The 17,848-nt window shown below is 70.3% G+C and carries 12 protein-coding genes; 10 read left to right on the plus strand and 2 right to left on the minus strand.

Translation table 11 applies throughout. The features are described from left to right. Positions 1-66: 66 nt before the first annotated feature. From ABZS64_RS17415 to ABZS64_RS17430, 4 genes are all read left to right on the plus strand, one after another. The gene (locus tag ABZS64_RS17415; RefSeq protein ID WP_355829735.1) at positions 67-348 is read left to right on the plus strand and encodes an acylphosphatase; all 282 of its coding nucleotides are present in this window, start codon (positions 67-69) and stop codon (positions 346-348) included. Between the two features lie 392 nt (positions 349-740). Next, the gene (locus tag ABZS64_RS17420; RefSeq protein WP_355829737.1) at positions 741-959 is read left to right on the plus strand and encodes a hypothetical protein; all 219 of its coding nucleotides are present in this window, start codon (positions 741-743) and stop codon (positions 957-959) included. Between the two features lie 170 nt (positions 960-1,129). Further along, on the plus strand, positions 1,130-4,684 hold the full coding sequence (gene smc, locus ABZS64_RS17425; RefSeq protein ID WP_355829740.1) for a chromosome segregation protein SMC: 3,555 nt from the start codon (positions 1,130-1,132) through the stop codon (positions 4,682-4,684). A gap of 203 nt (positions 4,685-4,887) precedes the next feature. Then, positions 4,888-6,309, plus strand: coding sequence for a sugar porter family MFS transporter (locus ABZS64_RS17430; RefSeq protein WP_355829743.1), 1,422 nt, complete (start codon positions 4,888-4,890; stop codon positions 6,307-6,309). A 39-nt stretch (positions 6,310-6,348) separates the two neighbouring features. Here the strand turns inward: ABZS64_RS17430 and ABZS64_RS17435 are convergent, their stop codons facing one another. Continuing rightward, entirely contained in the window at positions 6,349-7,320 is a 972-nt protein-coding gene (locus tag ABZS64_RS17435; RefSeq protein WP_355829746.1) for an LLM class flavin-dependent oxidoreductase, read from the minus strand. Between the two features lie 259 nt (positions 7,321-7,579). Here ABZS64_RS17435 and ftsY point away from each other — a divergent pair, with 259 nt between their 5' ends. Next, on the plus strand, positions 7,580-8,785 hold the full coding sequence (gene ftsY, locus ABZS64_RS17440) for a signal recognition particle-docking protein FtsY (RefSeq protein ID WP_355829749.1): 1,206 nt from the start codon (positions 7,580-7,582) through the stop codon (positions 8,783-8,785). Between the two features lie 228 nt (positions 8,786-9,013). Here the strand turns inward: ftsY and ABZS64_RS17445 are convergent, their stop codons facing one another. Continuing rightward, positions 9,014-9,670 carry a bifunctional DNA primase/polymerase gene (locus ABZS64_RS17445; RefSeq protein WP_355829751.1) on the minus strand — a complete coding sequence of 219 codons (657 nt, stop codon included), beginning with the start codon at positions 9,668-9,670 and terminating at the stop codon, positions 9,014-9,016. Between the two features lie 428 nt (positions 9,671-10,098). Between ABZS64_RS17445 and ABZS64_RS17450 the strand changes: the two genes are divergently transcribed. The 5 genes from ABZS64_RS17450 to ffh all read left to right on the plus strand — a co-directional run bounded on the left by ABZS64_RS17450 (position 10,099) and on the right by ffh (position 17,743). Then, positions 10,099-11,574 (plus strand): hypothetical protein, encoded by a 1,476-nt coding sequence (locus ABZS64_RS17450; RefSeq protein ID WP_355829753.1) that lies wholly within the window; start codon positions 10,099-10,101, stop codon positions 11,572-11,574. Positions 11,575-11,916: 342 nt separating this feature from the next. After that, positions 11,917-13,272 carry an ammonium transporter gene (locus ABZS64_RS17455; protein ID WP_355829755.1) on the plus strand — a complete coding sequence of 452 codons (1,356 nt, stop codon included), beginning with the start codon at positions 11,917-11,919 and terminating at the stop codon, positions 13,270-13,272. Then, positions 13,269-13,607 (plus strand): P-II family nitrogen regulator, encoded by a 339-nt coding sequence (locus tag ABZS64_RS17460; RefSeq protein WP_355829758.1) that lies wholly within the window; start codon positions 13,269-13,271, stop codon positions 13,605-13,607. Before ABZS64_RS17455 ends, ABZS64_RS17460 begins: the two co-directional genes overlap by 4 nt. 33 nt (positions 13,608-13,640) lie before the next feature. Then, positions 13,641-16,094, plus strand: coding sequence for a [protein-PII] uridylyltransferase (locus ABZS64_RS17465; protein WP_355829761.1), 2,454 nt, complete (start codon positions 13,641-13,643; stop codon positions 16,092-16,094). A 98-nt stretch (positions 16,095-16,192) separates the two neighbouring features. Then, positions 16,193-17,743 (plus strand): signal recognition particle protein, encoded by a 1,551-nt coding sequence (ffh, locus tag ABZS64_RS17470; protein WP_355829763.1) that lies wholly within the window; start codon positions 16,193-16,195, stop codon positions 17,741-17,743. Positions 17,744-17,848: the final 105 nt, after the last annotated feature.

Genomic DNA, 17,848 nt, shown 5'->3' on the forward strand with positions numbered 1-17,848 from the left:
GGACTGTACGCCATGACGCGTGGGGGTGAAGTGCTCCGTGAGCAATTGGCCAGTTACCTTGCACGCATGAATGATGTTGCACGGCTCACCGCCTGGGTACGCGGCCGAGTACAGGGAGTGGGCTTCCGCTGGTTCACCAGGGCGAATGCATTGGAGATCGGCGGCATCACGGGATTCGCCGTGAATCTCGACGACGGCAGAGTGCAGGTTGTGGCAGAAGGTCCACGTGAGAATTGCCACCGTCTGCTGGAGTGGCTGCGCTCGGACGACACACCCGGGCGGGTCGAGGGTGTCACTGAGATCTGGGACACCCCGCGCGGCGGCTACGACGGCTTCGCAATTCGCTGAGGTCATCGCGCAATTCCCGGCGGAAGACGGTCGGGCGGGCATGCCCCGGGCACCTGCCGCCGGCAGAAATTGCCTGGTGGTTGCCAAGAAGGGGTTGTCGTGCCAGGCTGCGCCAGTAAGGATGATCTCTACGCCCCCTGGGCCCCGCTGCAGAGGCTTCGCCGCACGTTCCGCGGCCGTACGCCCCCGGGTTTGCCCGTCGATACGGGGCGTGATCGTGTTGACCGTCAAACTTTTTGGTGAGACTCTGGAAGCCCCGCGCACCTTAGCTGTTTGGCAGTAAGCACCGCAGCCATATCAAGCACTAACAAGCACTGCCGAGCACCGCGGGTGCGAATCCCTCACGACCCACACCGCTTCGGTCGGTCACTCAGTGTGGAGGACCATCCATCATGGCAAAGGCGCTTCTCGGTTACGTCGGCGGTTCCGACCCGCGACTCCTCGCCGAGATGCGACGGCTTCAGCAGCGCGTCCAGGACCTCGAATCCGAGCTTGTACGGATCCAGTCCGAGAATGACGCGCTCAATGCTGCCGTCGCTCAGCACCCTGGAGAGTCGTTGCTTGAAGGCATCGACATCGACGTACCCCAGGCGGAGCCTGCGCTCACCTGAGCACGGCGATCGCTGGAGAAGAATCATCGCGCAAGATATGCAAGGGACGCCTCGGCGTCCCTTCTTTCTTTTGCGCCCCCTGTCCCGCCCCTTACAGTCCCGCCCTTACCGTCTGATGTGCCCTGCACCTTCATAGGTGAAACCGAGAGCGAAGGGTAGAGTCCGGCTGCGTGCACCTCAAGGCCATGACCCTGCGCGGGTTCAAATCCTTCGCGTCCGCCACGACGCTGCGCTTCGAGCCGGGCATCACCTGTGTCGTGGGCCCCAACGGTTCGGGCAAGTCCAATGTGGTGGACGCGCTTTCCTGGGTCATGGGGGAGCAGGGGGCCAAGTCGCTGCGCGGCGGCAAGATGGAGGACGTCATCTTTGCCGGGACGACCGGGCGGCCCCCGCTCGGCCGCGCCGAGGTCTCTCTCACCATCGACAACTCCGACGGCGCGCTCCCCATCGACTACGCCGAAGTCACCATCACGCGGATCATGTTCCGCAACGGTGGCAGTGAGTACCAGCTCAACGGCGACACCTGCCGGCTCCTCGACATCCAGGAGCTGCTCTCCGACTCCGGCATCGGCCGCGAGATGCATGTCATCGTCGGCCAGGGCCAGCTCGACTCCGTACTGCACGCCGACCCGATGGGACGCAGGGCATTCATCGAGGAGGCCGCCGGCGTACTCAAGCACCGCAAGCGCAAGGAGAAGGCGCTGCGGAAGCTGGACGCGATGCAGGCCAACCTCGCCCGCGTACAGGATCTGACCGACGAACTGCGCCGCCAGCTCAAGCCGCTGGGGCGGCAGGCCGCCGTTGCCCGGCGGGCCGCCGTCATCCAGGCCGATCTGCGCGACGCCCGGCTGCGGCTGCTCGCCGACGATCTCATGCGGCTCCGGGAAGCGCTGCGCAGCGAGATCGCCGACGAGGCCGCGCTGAAGGAACGTAAAGACGCGGCCGAGGCGGAGCTCAAGGCCGCTCTCACGCGCGAGGCGGAGCTGGAGGACGAGGTACGGCGGCTCGCGCCGCGCCTGCAGCAGGCGCAGCAGAGCTGGTACGAGCTCTCCCAGCTGGCCGAGCGGGTGCGCGGCACGATCTCGCTGGCCGATGCGCGGGTCAAGAGCGCGAGCGCGGCGCCCGCGGACGAGCGGCGGGGCCGCGACCCCGAGGACATGGAGCGCGAGGCCGCCAGGATCCGTGAGCAGGAGGCGGAGCTGGAAGCCGCTCTTGAGGCGGCCGAGCGGGCGCTGGAGGACACCGTCGCCCACCGTGCCGAGCTGGAGCGGGAGCTGACGGTCGAGGAGCGGCGGCTCAAGGACGTCGCCCGGGCGATCGCCGACCGGCGCGAGGGTCTTGCCAGGCTCAACGGGCAGGTCAACGCCGCCCGTTCGCGGGCCGCATCGGCCCAGGCCGAGATCGACCGGCTGGCCGCCGCACGCGACGAGGCCCAGGAGCGGGCCGTCGCCGCCCAGGAGGAGTACGAGCAGCTCAAGGCCGAGGTCGACGGGCTCGACGCCGATGACTCCGCGCTCGGCGAGCAGCACGACGCCGCCAAGCGGGAACTGGCCGAGGCCGAAGCGGCGCTCGGCGCGGCCCGCGAGGCCCTCACCGGAGCCGAACGCAAGCGCGCTGCCGTGGCCGCCCGCCGCGAAGCCCTCGCCCTGGGCCTGCGCCGCAAGGACGGCACGGGCGCGCTGCTCGCCGCGAAGGACCGGCTGAACGGACTGCTCGGGCCGGCGTCCGAGCTGCTCACGGTGGCCCCCGGCTACGAGGTCCCGGTCGCGGCGGCACTGGGCGCGGCCGCGGACGCGGTGGCCGTGTCGACCCCGGCGACGGCGGCCGAGGCGCTGCGGCTGCTGCGCAAGACCGACGCCGGACGCGCGGCGATACTGCTGAGCGGCGCGCCGGAATCCGTGGCGTCCGAGCGGCGTCCGGACGGCCCTCCGTACGCGGCGGATCTGGTGCGCGGGCCCGACGAGCTGATGCCCGCCGTGCGCAGGCTGCTCCAGGGCATGGTCGTCGTCGGCACGCTGGAGGACGCCGAGGATCTGGTCTACTCGCGGCCCGAACTCACCGCCGTGACCGCCGAGGGAGACGTCCTCGGGGCGCACTTCGCGCAGGGCGGCTCCGCCGGTGCGCCCAGCCTGCTGGAGGTGCAGGCCTCCGTGGACGAGGCCGCCGCCGAGCTGGAGGAGCTGGCCGTCCAGTGCGAGGAGCTCGCCGCGGCCCAGCAGCAGGCAGCGGCCCGCCGCAGTGAATGCGCCGAGCTGGTGGAGGAGTTGGGGGAGCGCCGCCGGGCCGCCGACCGCGAGAAGTCGGCCGTGTCGGGGCAGCTGGGGCGGCTCGCCGGGCAGGCGCGCGGCGCCGCGGGCGAGGCCGAGCGGACGACCGCGGCCGCCGCCCGGGCGCAGGAGGCGCTGGAGCGGGCGCGCGAGGAGGCCGAGGAGCTGGCCGAGCGGCTGCTCGTGGCCGAGGAGGCTCCGGTCGAAGAGGAGCCCGACACGCATGTACGGGACCGGCTCGCCGCCGACGGCGCCAACGCCCGCCAGACCGAGATGGAGGCCCGCCTCCAGGTCCGTACGCACGAGGAGCGCGTCAAGGGGCTCGCGGGACGCGCGGACTCCCTCGACCGAGGCGCGCGTGCCGAGCGCGAGGCACGGGCACGCGCCGAACAGCGGCGCGCTCGGCTGCGCCACGAGGCCGAGGTCGCCTCCGCGGTGGCGAGCGGCGCCCGCCAGCTGCTGGCGCATGTCGAGGTCTCACTGGTACGTGCCGAGGCAGAACGGGTCGCGGCCGAGGCGGCCAAGGCCGAGCGCGAACGGGACCTGAGCGCCGCCCGCAACCAGGGGCGCGACCTCAAGGGCGAACTCGACAAGCTGACCGACTCCGTCCACCGCGGTGAGGTGCTCGGGGCCGAGAAGCGGATGCGTATCGAGCAGCTGGAGACCAGGGCCCTGGAGGAGCTCGGCGTCGAACCGGCCGGGCTGATCGCGGAGTACGGGCCGGACCAGCTGGTGCCGCCGTCACCGCCCGCCGAGGGCGAGGAGCTGCCGGAGGACCCCGAGCATCCGCGGAACCTGCCGAAACCTTTCGTACGCGGTGAGCAGGAGAAGCGGCTCAAGTCTGCCGAACGGGCCTATCAGCAGCTCGGAAAGGTGAATCCGCTCGCGCTCGAGGAGTTCTCGGCACTGGAGGAGCGGCACAAGTTCCTCTCCGAGCAGCTTGAGGACCTGAAGAAGACCCGGGCAGACCTCCTTCAGGTGATCAAGGAGGTCGACGAGCGCGTCGAGCAGGTCTTCACCGACGCGTACCGGGACACCGCCCGCGAGTTCGAGGGTGTCTTCTCGCGCCTCTTCCCGGGCGGCGAGGGTCGGCTGATTCTGACCGATCCCGACAACATGCTCACCACGGGCGTGGACGTCGAGGCCAGGCCGCCCGGCAAGAAGGTGAAGAGGCTCTCGCTGCTCTCGGGCGGCGAGCGGTCGCTGACCGCCGTGGCGCTGCTGGTATCGATCTTCAAGGCCCGGCCGAGCCCGTTCTATGTCATGGACGAGGTCGAGGCGGCGCTGGACGACACCAACCTCCAGCGGCTGATCCGGATCATGCAGGAGCTCCAGGAGTCCTCGCAGCTGATCGTGATCACGCACCAGAAGCGGACCATGGAGGTCGCGGACGCGCTGTACGGCGTGTCCATGCAGGGTGACGGTGTCTCCAAGGTCATCAGCCAGCGCCTTCGCTGACCCCTCTTCAACACTTGAACTCAACACCAATCGCCTGCTGCTTGGATTCCTGCAGGGCCCCTCTTGACTTCGAAACTTGAAGGAATAGTCTCTGCAACGTTGCTTTTACCTTCAAGTGGTGGGCGTCGGCTTGTTGTGCGCCACTTGAAGGGCTCGCCCCCCACGCCCAACGGCGACGCTGCCGGACGGCCCCAGGAGTACACGTGACCAGCACCGCGCAGCCACCGCCGGCATCGGGGGCCCGTGAGGCCCACCCCGAACACCTCGGGCATGTCATCTTCATCACGGCCGCCGCCGCGATGGGCGGCTTCCTCTTCGGTTACGACAGCTCGGTCATCAACGGCGCCGTCGAAGCCATCCGGGACCGCTACGACATCGGCTCCGGAACGCTCGCCCAGGTCATCGCGATCGCCCTGATCGGCTGCGCCATCGGCGCCGCCACCGCCGGCCGGATCGCCGACCGCATCGGCCGCATCCGCTGTATGCAGATCGCCGCCGTGCTCTTCACCATCAGCGCGATCGGCTCCTCCCTCCCCTTCGCCCTCTGGGACCTCGCCTTCTGGCGCATCATCGGCGGCTTCGCCATCGGCATGGCATCGGTCATCGGCCCGGCCTATATCGCCGAGGTCTCTCCGGCCGCCTACCGCGGCCGGCTCGCCTCCTTCCAGCAGGCGGCGATCGTCATCGGCATCGCCATCTCCCAGCTGGTGAACTACGGCATCCTGCACCTCGCCGACGGTGAGCAGCGCGGCGAGATCGGCGGGATCGAGGCCTGGCAGTGGATGCTCGGCGTCATGGTGGTGCCCGCGGTGATCTACGGACTGCTGTCCTTCGCGATTCCCGAGTCGCCGCGCTTCCTGATCTCCGTCGGCAAGGTCGACAGCGCGAAGGAGGTCCTGAGCGAGGTCGAGGGCCGGGGCATCGACCTGGACGCCCGCGTCGCCGAGATCGACCATGCGATGCGCAGCGAGCACAAGTCGACCTTCAACGACCTGCTGGGCAGCCGTTTCGGCTTCCTGCCCATCGTCTGGGTCGGCATCGGGCTCTCGGTCTTCCAGCAGCTCGTCGGCATCAATGTCGCGTTCTACTACTCCTCGACGCTGTGGCAGTCCGTCGGCATCGACCCGACCGACTCGTTCCTCTACTCCTTCACCACGTCGATCATCAACATCATCGGCACCGTGATCGCGATGCTCCTGGTCGACAGGATCGGCCGCCGCCCGCTCGCGCTCGTCGGCTCGGCCGGTATGGCGATTGCGCTCGCCGTCGAAGCCTGGGCCTTCTCCGCCGATCTCGTCGACGGCAAGCTGCCCACCACCCAGGGCGTCGTCGCCCTGGTCGCCGCACATGTCTTCGTGCTCTTCTTCGCCCTCTCCTGGGGCGTTGTGGTCTGGGTCTTCCTGGGCGAGATGTTCCCCAACCGGATCCGCGCCGCGGCGCTGGGCGTCGCCGCCTCCGCGCAGTGGATCGCCAACTGGGCCATCACCGCGAGCTTCCCGAGCCTCTCGGACTGGAACCTCTCGGGCACGTACATGATCTACACATTCTTCGCCGTGCTCTCGATCCCCTTCGTGCTCTTGTTCGTGAAGGAGACCAAGGGCAAGGCGTTGGAGGAGATGGGCTAATCCCCGCTGCCCCTCTCCTCACCACGGAACTGCCCCGGCTCACCCAGTGAGCCGGGGCAGTACGTGTTCGCACAGCAGCTGAAGGCTGCGCCAGCCCTCGTCCACCGGCATGCCGCCGCACAGCGGGTGCAGTACGAGACTCTCGGCGCCCAGCGCCACGCACTCGTCCGGCGTGACGATCCGGTACACGCCCTCGGCGCGGAGCTCGTCGACCGTGGTGGCCGTGGACTTCACCGCCGAGCGGATGTCCTTCGACTGCCACGAGGCGTACATCTGAGCCTCGTGCAGGAAGTGTTTGCCGTACTCGGCCCAGGTGCGGTCCGGGTCCTCGGAGACGTGCAGGAGCGGTGTCTTCTCGGCGGGCATCATGGTCCAGCCCTCGGTGCCGTATTCGGCGAGCCTCTCCTGGTAGTACGCCTCCAGTTCCGGCAGATGCGCGCTCGGGAAGAACGGCAGCCCGAGGCGGGCGGCGCGCCGTGCCGCGGCCTGCGAGGAGCCGCCGACGAGCAGCAGGGGGTGCGGCTGGGTGTACGGGCGCGGGGTGACCCGTACCGTGCGGCCCTGGTACGTGAAGGGCTCGCCGGTCCACGCCTTGAGGAGGGTCTCCAGGAGCAGGTCCTGGAGCTTGCCGCGCCTGCCCCAGTCGACGCCGTGGGCCTCGTACTCCTCGGGCCGGTAGCCGATGCCCGCGACCGTGACCAGCCGACCTTTGCCGATCAGATCGAGTACGGCGATGTCCTCCGCCAGCCGCAGCGGATCGTAGAGCGGGCCGATGATCGCGGAGACGGTCACCGCGACACGGCGGGTGGAGCCGAGGACCGCTCCGGCGAAGACGAAGGGGGAGGGCAGCCAGTTGTTGCCGGCGCCGTGGTGCTCCTCGGTCTGGATGGTGTCGATGCCGCGGTCGTCGGCGTACGCGGCCATCTCCAGGGCGGCGCGATAGCGGGCCGCGAGGGTCTCTGGCGTCGCGTCGGGATCGACGAGATTGAAGCGGGCGACCGTGAAGGCCATGGGAAACGTCCCCCTTCGCTGCGTATGAGCACGGCGAAGAGGGACGGTAGCTGACGTTGCGTCAGATGGATAGAGAGGCGGTCTCGGGTTCTGGGCGGACCCGGCCGCCGTCGTATGTACGCCGAAGGGCCCACCGGGTCGCTCGCGCCGCCCAGGACCGGGGCGGAGACCGCCGTCACCGCGCCCGTCAGCACCATCGGCAGCAGCCCTGCAGCGGGAACGAACGGCCATCCGTGAGGTCACGCATACTGGACGGGTTATGGACATCGTCATCCTTGCTGTAGTCATCGCCCTGGTCGCGGTCGGCGCGATCAGCGGGCTCGTGGTCAGCAGCCGCAAGAAGAAGCAGCTGCCGCCCTCGGCACCGTCGAGCACGCCGACCATCACTGCCCCGCCCGCCGAGCCTCAGGTCGGTGAGGACGCCGCCCCGACGGTCGAGGAGCCGCGCCGCACGATCGAGGAGGTCGACCTCCCCGACACCACAGGAGCCACGGCTCCCGTCGTCGTCGAGGAGCCCCTCGCCCCCGAGATCGAGATTCCCGAGCCGACCGCAGGCCGCCTCATCCGGCTGCGCGCCCGTCTCGCCCGCTCCCAGAACTCCCTCGGCAAGGGGCTGCTCACGCTCCTGTCGCGTGAGCACCTCGACGAGGAGACCTGGGAGGAGATCGAGGACACCCTGCTCACCGCGGACGTCGGCGTCGCGCCGACCCAGGAGCTGGTCGAGCGGCTGCGCGAGCGGGTGAAGGTGCTCGGCACGCGTACGCCCGACGAGCTGCGCGGGCTGCTCCGCGAGGAGCTGCTGCATCTCCTCGGGACCGACTTCGACCGCGCGGTGAAGACCGAGAGCGGTCTGGACACCCCGGGCGTCGTCATGGTCGTCGGTGTCAACGGCACCGGAAAGACCACCACGACCGGCAAGCTGGCGCGGGTGCTCGTCGCGGACGGCCGTTCCGTGGTGCTCGGCGCGGCGGACACGTTCCGCGCGGCGGCCGCGGACCAGCTCCAGACCTGGGGCGAGCGGGTCGGCGCGCGCACGGTGCGCGGCCCCGAGGGCGGCGACCCGGCGTCGGTCGCGTTCGACGCGGTCAAGGAAGGCATTGCCGAGGGCGCGGACGTCGTACTGATCGACACGGCGGGCCGGCTGCACACCAAAACGGGCCTGATGGACGAGCTCGGCAAGGTCAAGCGCGTCGTCGAGAAGCACGGCCCGCTGGACGAGATCCTGCTGGTCCTGGACGCCACGACGGGTCAGAACGGCCTGGTGCAGGCGCGCGTGTTCGCGGAGGTCGTGGACATCACCGGCATCGTGCTGACCAAGCTGGACGGCACGGCCAAGGGCGGCATCGTGGTCGCGGTCCAGCGCGAACTGGGCGTACCGGTGAAGCTGGTGGGCCTGGGTGAGGGTCCGGACGACTTGGCGCCGTTCGAGCCGGACGCTTTCGTGGACGCGCTGATCGGCGACTAGGCCCTGTCCGGCCGATCTGCCGGGCTCGCGTGCCCTGGCGCGCACTCCCCCGTAGCCCTTCGGGCACGGGAGGTGCCCCCACGCACCGCAGTGACATCAGCCGCTCCGCGGCGGGCCGCTCACTGATCCGGCCTGATCGACCGGACAGGACCTAGCTGTTAGCCCGGGCTCCGCCCCGGATCCCGGTACGCCCTCGGCGGCGACGGGGTCCGGGGCGGAGCCCTTGGTTCAGGAACGGTGGCAGACGTACGCCAGCGTGCCCAGCAGCAACCGCGCCTCCGGTGGCGCCGCCGCCGTGTCCAGGGACGGTGGGCGCAGCCAGCTCACCGGGCCCAGGCCCGCGTGGTCCGACGGCGGGGCCGTGATGTGCGCGCCCGGGCCCAGGCAGTGCAGGTCCAGGTCCGCGTCGTCCCAGCCCATCCGGTAGAGCAGCTGCGGGAGTTCATCGGCGGCGCCCGGCGCCACGAAGAACTGGCAGCGCCCGTCCGGGGTTGCCGTCACCGGGCCGAGCGGCAGGCCCATCCGCTCCAGGCGCACCAGCGCCCGGCGGCCCGCCGGCGCGGCGACGTCCAGGATGTCGAAGCTGCGGCCGACCGGCAGCAGCAGCGCCGCGCCCGGTACCTCCGCCCACGCCTTGGTGACCTCGTCCACCGTCGCGCCCGCGGGGACCTCGGGGGCGAAGCCGAGCGGATGGGCCCCCGGGGACGCGCAGTCCGCCGCGCCGCACGAACACTCGCCGGAAGCCGCTCGCGCGCCCGGCGTCACGTCCCAGCCCCACAGTCCCGTGTACTCCGCCACCACGGTGCACTCCGTGGTGCGGGCACGGCGCCGTGAACCGGGCCTGATCTCCCTGATCCCCCGGCTGCCGCCGATCGTGAAGCCCATGCCCCCTCCAACGGGTCGGAATCGCCGGTGGTTACGACCCGAAGTCTCCTCGTGACACTGCGTCGCAACCAGTGAAGGTCCGGCGGCGCACAGTGGCGGGAGGGGTGGTGCGGACCGGGTCGCGCGCCTGTGCGTGCACCGCTCCGCTCACTCCTGATCGTCGCCTGTCAAGTGAATCGCGCCTGACAGCAGGGGAGTTCATTCGAAGGGGTGGCGAATGGTGGCGTTTCTGGAATCGCCCTCGCTAGAGGGGTGATCGTAGGATTACTTTCAGTACACGAGCCCTGGAGTTCTGCGCACCCGCGGGTATGCCGGAGGCAACTCGGTTTCCTGTTCGATAGGGCGCAACCTCGATACAGAGAGCCTCAACTCACGGCATTCTGGTAAGGGTTCGGGCGACAAGGCTTTCAGCGGATGGGAGCAATCGAGTGGGTGGCACCGGCGCAGGCGGTACGGATACCGGCAAGCGCCCGAACGAGCAGTTGAGCTCGTGGTTCGTGCGCAGCGGTTGGTCGAAGGGCGAGCTGGCGCGCCAAGTGAACCGCCGGGCGCGCCAGATGGGCGCACACCACATCAGCACCGACACCTCACGGGTACGGCGCTGGCTCGACGGCGAACAGCCGCGCGAGCCGATCCCGCGCATCCTCTCCGAGCTGTTCTCCGAGCGCTTCGGCAGTGTCGTCGCGATCGAGGATCTCGGTCTGCGCACGGCGCACCAGTCACCGTCGGTGTCCGGGGTCGACCTCCCCTGGGCGGGCCCGCAGACCGTCGCGCTCCTCAGCGAGTTCTCGCGCAGCGATCTGATGCTGGCGCGGCGCGGCTTCCTCGGCACCTCGCTCGCCCTGGCAGCGGGCCCCGCCCTCGTCGAGCCGATGCAGCGCTGGCTGGTGCCCTCCCCGGGAAGCGAGCCGGGAGCGCCCGAGCCGCCGTCCGCCCTGCGCAGGTCCTCGCGGCTCTCCAAGCCCGAGCTCGATCTGCTGGAGTCGACCACCGCGATGTTCCGCCAGTGGGACGCCCAGTGCGGCGGCGGACTGCGCCGCAAGGCCGTCGTCGGTCAACTGCACGAGGTCACCGACCTGTTGCAGGAGCCGCAGCCCGAGGCCACCGCCCAGCGGCTGTTCAAGTGTGCCGCCGAGCTCGCCGAGCTGGCCGGCTGGATGAGTTACGACGTCGGCCTCCAGCCCACTGCGCAGAAGTACTTCGTGCTCGCGCTGCACGCCGCCAAGGAGGCGGCCGACAAGCCCCTCGGCTCGTACATCCTGTCCTCCATGAGCCGCCAGATGATCCACCTCGGGCGGCCCGACGACGCTCTGGAGCTCGTGCATCTCGCGCAGTACGGCAGCCGGGACTGCGCGACTCCGCGCACCCAGGCGATGCTGTATGCGATGGAGGCCCGCGCCTACGCCAATATGGGCCAGCCCAGCAAGTGCAAGCGGGCCGTCCGGATGGCCGAGGACACCTTCGCCGACGCCGGTCTCGACGGCGAGCCCGAGCCCGACTGGATGCGCTTCTTCTCCGAGGCCGAGCTCAATGGCGAAAACGCACACTCGTACCGCGATCTGGCCTATGTGGCGGGCCGCAGCCCCACGTACGCCTCGCTCGCCGAGCCGGTCATGGAGCGCGCCGTGGAGCTCTTCGGCAAGGACGAGGAGCACCAGCGTTCGTACGCACTCAATCTGATCGGCATGGCCACCGTCCATCTGCTCAAGAGGGAGCCCGAGGAGTCGACGGCCCTGGCGGGGCAGGCGCTGAAGGTCGCCAAGCGGGTCCGCTCCGAGCGGGTCAACACCCGGCTGCGCAAGACCGTGGACACGGCGGCCCGGGACTTCGGTGACGTCGCCGAGGTCGCCCACTTCACCGACCAGCTCACATCCCAGCTGCCCGAGACCGCAGAAGCGGTCTGAGAGGGCGGTTGCCACCAGGCCCCGGCCGCGACGCTCCCCCGAAATGCCCGACTCGGCTCCCCCGCCGCCAGGTCAGCCGGGTGACGTCGCGGCCGGTTCTGCGGGGTGGCTCATGAGGCTGTTTTCCGGTGACCCGTGACGTGGGCAGAGGGTACTCCCGTTACGTACTCGTGACCCCGTAGTTCATGGCGGTGTAACACGCCGGACCTCTTCGTCACTGCGGCGAAACATCGTGCGGCATCGACGGAAACCGCATTGGGCCAATCTCAGGGCGCATAACCGGCCCGCCCTTCCGCTCAGGTTTCGCCCGCACGCGGCCGCACCGACGACGAGGAGACGCCGATGCCCCCAGGCATCTCGACCCTTGCAGCAGACACTCCGACGCTGTCTGCAGCCAACACCGGCTTCATGCTCATCTGCTCCGCTCTGGTGATGATCATGACTCCGGGCCTGGCCTTCTTCTACGGAGGCATGGTCCGGGTCAAGTCCACCCTGAACATGCTGATGATGAGCTTCATCAGCCTCGGGATCGTCACGATCCTGTGGGTGCTGTACGGATTCAGCGCCGCGTTCGGCACCGACAAGGGCGGCTTCATCGGCTGGACCTCCGACTTTGTCGGACTGAGCGGCCTCGGCCTCACCCAGCTGTGGGACGGCTACACCATCCCGGTGTACGTCTTCGCCGTCTTCCAGCTGATGTTCGCGATCATCACGCCCGCGCTGATAAGCGGTGCGCTCGCCGACCGCGTCAAGTTCACCGCCTGGGCGCTGTTCATCGCGCTGTGGGTCACCGTCGTGTACTTCCCGGTCGCGCACTGGGTGTGGGGCGCGGGCGGCTGGCTCTTCGAGCTCGGTGTCATCGACTTCGCAGGTGGTACCGCCGTCCACATCAACGCCGGTGCCGCGGCCCTCGGCGTGATCCTGGTCATCGGCAAGCGGGTCGGCTTCAAGAAGGACCCGATGCGGCCGCACAGCCTGCCGCTGGTGATGCTCGGCGCCGGTCTGCTGTGGTTCGGCTGGTTCGGCTTCAACGCCGGTTCCTGGCTGGGCAACGACGACGGCGTCGGCGCGGTGATGTTCGTCAACACCCAGGTCGCCACGGCCGCCGCGATGCTCGCCTGGCTCGCGTACGAGAAGATCCGCCACGGTGCGTTCACCACGCTCGGTGCCGCCTCCGGCGCGGTCGCCGGCCTGGTCGCCATCACCCCGTCGGGCGGCGCCGTCAGCCCGCTCGGTGCGATCGCCGTCGGCGCCATCGCCGGTGTGCTGTGCGCCGTGGCTGTCGGCCTGAAGTTCAAGTTCGGCTACGACGACTCCCTCGACGTCGTCGGCGTCCACCTCGTCGGCGGTGTCGCCGGCTCCCTCCTCATCGGCTTCTTCGCCACCGGCGGCGTCCAGTCCGACGCCAAGGGCCTCTTCTACGGCGGCGGCCTCGACCAGCTCGGCAAGCAGGCCATCGGTGTCGGCGCCGTGCTGGCCTACTCTCTGGTGGCATCGGCGATCCTCGCCTTCCTCCTCGACAAGACCATCGGTATGCGGGTGGACGAGGACGTCGAGGTCTCCGGAATCGACCAGGACGAGCACGCCGAGACGGCGTACGACTTCAGCGGTGCGGGCGGCGGCGCCGGCTCCCGCAAGGCCGTGCCTGCGCCGGCCGACACCGTGGCAGCTGCTGAGAACAAGAAGGTGGACGCATGAAGCTCATCACCGCAGTCGTGAAGCCACACCGGCTGGACGAGATCAAGGAGGCCCTGCAGGCCTTCGGCGTCCAGGGCCTCACGGTCACGGAGGCCAGCGGATACGGCCGCCAGCGCGGTCACACCGAGGTCTACCGGGGCGCGGAGTACACCGTCGACCTGGTGCCCAAGATCCGTATCGAAGTACTGGTCGAGGACGACGACGCCGAACAGCTCATCGATGTCGTCGTCAAGGCGGCCCGTACCGGCAAGATCGGCGACGGCAAGGTCTGGAGCGTCGCGGTCGACACGGCGGTACGGGTGCGGACCGGCGAGCGCGGCCCCGACGCCCTCTGAGTCGCGGACCGCTGACAGAACAGGAGCTGCTGGGTGACGAGCCTCGAAGTGACCACCGAAGCGGAAGACTCGGGACCCAGCGGCTATGCGGCGGCCCGGCTGCGCCTTCTCAACGAGAAGGAGCAGTCCGGGCCGCCGCGCCGTGCTGCTCTGGCCAAGCTGACCGACGAGTGGCTGTCCGCGCTGTTCACCACCGCCTGCCTGGAGGCGAAGGTGCGGGGCGCGGCGCTCGTCGCCGTCGGCGGCTACGGACGCGGCGAGCTCTCCCCGCGCAGCGACCTCGATCTGCTCCTGCTGCACGACGGAAGCGCCGACGCGCGCTCTCTCGCCGGGCTGGCGGACCGGATCTGGTACCCGGTGTGGGACTTGGGGCTCGCACTCGACCACTCCGTACGCACTCCGGGCGAGGCCCGCAAGACCGCGGGCGAGGACCTCAAGGTGCAGCTGGGTCTCCTTGACGCGCGCCCCGTCGGGGGCGATCTGGGTCTGGTCGCCGGGCTGCGCACCGCCGTACTGGCCGACTGGCGCAACCAGGCCCCCAAGCGGCTGCCCGAGCTGGACGAGCTCTGCCGTGAACGGGCCGAGCGCCAGGGCGAGTTGCAGTTCCTCCTGGAGCCCGACCTGAAAGAGGCGCGCGGCGGGCTGCGGGACGCCACCGCGCTGCGCGCCGTCGCCGCCTCCTGGCTCGCCGACGCGCCGCGCGAAGGGCTCGCCGAGGCGCGCCGGACGCTGCTTGACGCCCGCGACGCGCTGCATCTGACGACCGGGCGGGCCACCGACCGCCTCGCACTGCAGGAGCAGGACCAGGTCGCCGCCGAGCTGGGCCTGCTGGACGCCGACGCGCTGCTGCGCCAGGTGTACGAGGCGGCGCGCACGGTCTCGTACGCCACCGATGTCACCTGGCGCGAGGTGAACCGGGTGCTCAGGTCGCGTTCCATGCGCCCCCGGCTGCGGGCCATGCTCGGTGGCGGCCGTCGCCCGGAGCCCGAGCGCACCCCGCTCGCCGAAGGCGTCGTCGAGCAGGACGGCGAGGTGGTGCTCGCCCGCGCCGCCAAGCCCGAGCGCGACCCCGTGCTGCCGCTGCGGGCCGCCGCGGCGGCCGCCCAGTCCGGCCTGCCGATCTCGCTGCACGCCGTGCGGCGCCTTGCGACCACCACCCGGCCGCTGCCCGTGCCCTGGCCCGCCGAGGCCCGCGAAGAGCTCATCACCCTGCTCGGCGCGGGGGAGTCGACGGTCGGGGTGTGGGAGGCGCTGGAGGCCGAGGGCCTGATCACCCGGCTGCTGCCCGACTGGGAGCGCGTACGGTGCCGGCCGCAGCGCAATGCCGTACACACCTGGACCGTCGACCGGCATCTCGTCGAGGCGGCGGTCAAGGCATCGTCGCTGACCCGCCGCGTCGGCCGCCCCGACCTGCTGCTGATCGCCGCCCTGCTGCACGACATCGGCAAGGGCTGGCCCGGCGACCACTCGGTGGCCGGGGAGACCATCGCACGGGACGTGGCCGCCCGCATCGGATTCGACCGCGGCGACGTGGCCGTCATCGCCACCCTCGTACGCCACCACCTGCTGCTGATCGAAACGGCCACCCGGCGCGATCTGGACGACCCCGCGACGGTCGCCTCCGTCGCCGAGGTCGTGGGTTCGGCTAGCACCCTGGAGCTGCTGCACGCCCTCACCGAGGCCGACGCGCTCGCCACCGGGCCCGCCGCCTGGTCCTCCTGGCGCGGCTCGCTCGTGGCCGACCTGGTCAAACGGGTCGCCGCGGTCCTCGCCGGCAACGTCCCGGCCGAGCCGGAGCCCGCCGCTCCCAGCGCCGAACAGGAACGACTCGCCATCGAGGCGCTGCGCATCGGCGAACCCGTACTGGCGCTGCACGCCCAGACCGAGCAGCCCGCGGGGGAGGAACCCGAACCCGTCGGCGTCGAGCTGCTGATCGCGCTGCCCGACCAGCCGGGCGTACTGCCCGCCGCGGCCGGAGTCCTCGCCCTGCACCGGCTGACCGTCCGCGCCGCCGACCTGAGCTCGATCGACCTGCCGAGCGAACTCGGCGGCACTTCCGGCGTACTCCTGCTGAGCTGGCGGGTCGCGGCGGAGTACGGCTCACTGCCGCAGGCCGCCCGGCTGCGCGCCGATCTCGTACGAGCCCTGGACGGCTCGCTCGACATCCCGGCCAGGCTCGCCGAGCGGGAGGCCGCCTATCCGCGCCGCCGCGGGGTGCAGGCACCGCCGCCGCGGGTCACGGTCGCCGCTGCCGGTTCGAGCCTGGCCACCGTCATCGAGGTCCGTGCCCAGGACGCGCCGGGGCTGCTGCACCGGATCGGCCGGGCACTGGAGGGTGAGGCGGTACGGGTGCGCAGCGCCCATGTCTCCACGCTCGGCTCGAACGCCGTCGACGCCTTCTATGTGACCGGTCCCGATGGGGCGCCACTGCCTGCCGAGGAGGCGGCCAGGACGGCCCGTGCGCTGGAGGCGGTACTGCGCGCCTGACTGTGAGACCCCCCACGGGGCAGACCCCACCGCGCGCGGCCGGATACCCTGGGGGACACTGTCCGCCCGCTCCCGACATCTGAGGATCCGCGACCACCGTGTTCGACACCCTCTCCGACCGCCTTGCCGCGACATTCAAGAACCTCCGGGGCAAGGGCCGCCTGTCCGAGGCGGACATCGACGCCACGGCGCGCGAGATCCGTATCGCGCTGCTCGAGGCGGACGTGGCGCTGCCCGTCGTCCGCGCCTTCATCAAGCAGATCAAGGAACGCGCGACCGGTGCCGAGGTCTCCCAGGCACTGAACCCGGCCCAGCAGGTCATCAAGATCGTCAACGAGGAGCTCATCGGCATCCTCGGTGGCGAGACGCGCCGGCTGCGCTTCGCCAAGCAGCCGCCGACCGTGATCATGCTCGCGGGTCTCCAGGGTGCCGGTAAGACCACGCTCGCCGGAAAGCTGGGCCTCTGGCTCAAGGGCCAGGGCCACTCGCCGCTGCTTGTCGCCGCCGACCTGCAGCGTCCCAACGCGGTCAACCAGCTCGCCGTCGTCGCCGAGCGCGCGGGCGTCGCGGTCTACGCGCCGGAGCCGGGCAACGGCGCCGGCGACCCGGTCAAGGTCGCCAAGGACTCCGTCGAGCACGCGAAGGCCAAGCAGTACGACGTCGTCATCGTCGACACCGCCGGCCGCCTCGGCATCGACCAGGAGCTGATGCAGCAGGCCGCGGACATCCGCGACGCCGTCAGCCCCGACGAGGTCCTCTTCGTCGTCGACGCGATGATCGGTCAGGACGCGGTCAACACCGCGGAGGCCTTCCGCGACGGCGTCGGCTTCGACGGCGTGGTGCTCTCCAAGCTCGACGGCGACGCCCGCGGTGGTGCCGCGCTCTCCATCGCGCATGTCACCGGCCGCCAGATCATGTTCGCCTCCAACGGCGAGAAGCTGGACGACTTCGACGCGTTCCACCCGGACCGCATGGCGTCCCGCATCCTCGGCATGGGCGACATGCTCAGCCTGATCGAGAAGGCCGAGCAGACCTTCAGCCAGGAAGAGGCCGCCAAGATGGCCTCCAAGCTGGCGAGCAGTCAGGGCAAGGACTTCACGCTCGACGACTTCCTGGCCCAGATGGAGCAGGTCAGGAAGATGGGTTCCATCTCCAAGCTGCTCGGGATGCTGCCCGGGATGGGCCAGATCAAGGACCAGATCAACAACATCGACGAGCGGGAAGTGGACCGTACCGCCGCGATCATCAAGTCGATGACCCCGGCCGAGCGCCAGGACCCGACGATCATCAACGGCTCGCGCCGGGCCCGTGTCGCCAAGGGTTCGGGCGTCGAGGTCAGCGCCGTGAAGAGCCTGGTGGAGCGGTTCTTCGAGGCCCGCAAGATGATGTCGAGGATGGCCCAGGGCGGCGGGATGCCGGGTATGCCCGGCATGCCGGGCATGGGTGGCGGCCCCGGCCGCCAGAAGAAGCAGATCAAGCAGGCCAAGGGCAAGCGCAAGAGCGGCAACCCGATGAAGCGCAAGGCCGATGAGCAGGCGGCAGCGGCCCGCCGCGAGCAGGCGGCGCAGGGCGGGGCGTTCGGGCTGCCGGCCGGTGAGCAGGGCAAGGACTTCGAACTGCCGGACGAGTTCAAGAAGTTCATGGGCTGACGTCAGCCCTCAGACAGAGCCTTGAAGGGCCCGCGGCCAGTACCGGCCGCGGGCCCTTCTGCTCACTCGGGCCCGGCGGCCAGGCCCCGTCTCCTCGGCTGGCGA

Source organism: Streptomyces sp. NPDC005408, assembly GCF_040606445.1.
In the GTDB taxonomy this organism is placed as follows: domain Bacteria; phylum Actinomycetota; class Actinomycetes; order Streptomycetales; family Streptomycetaceae; genus Streptomyces.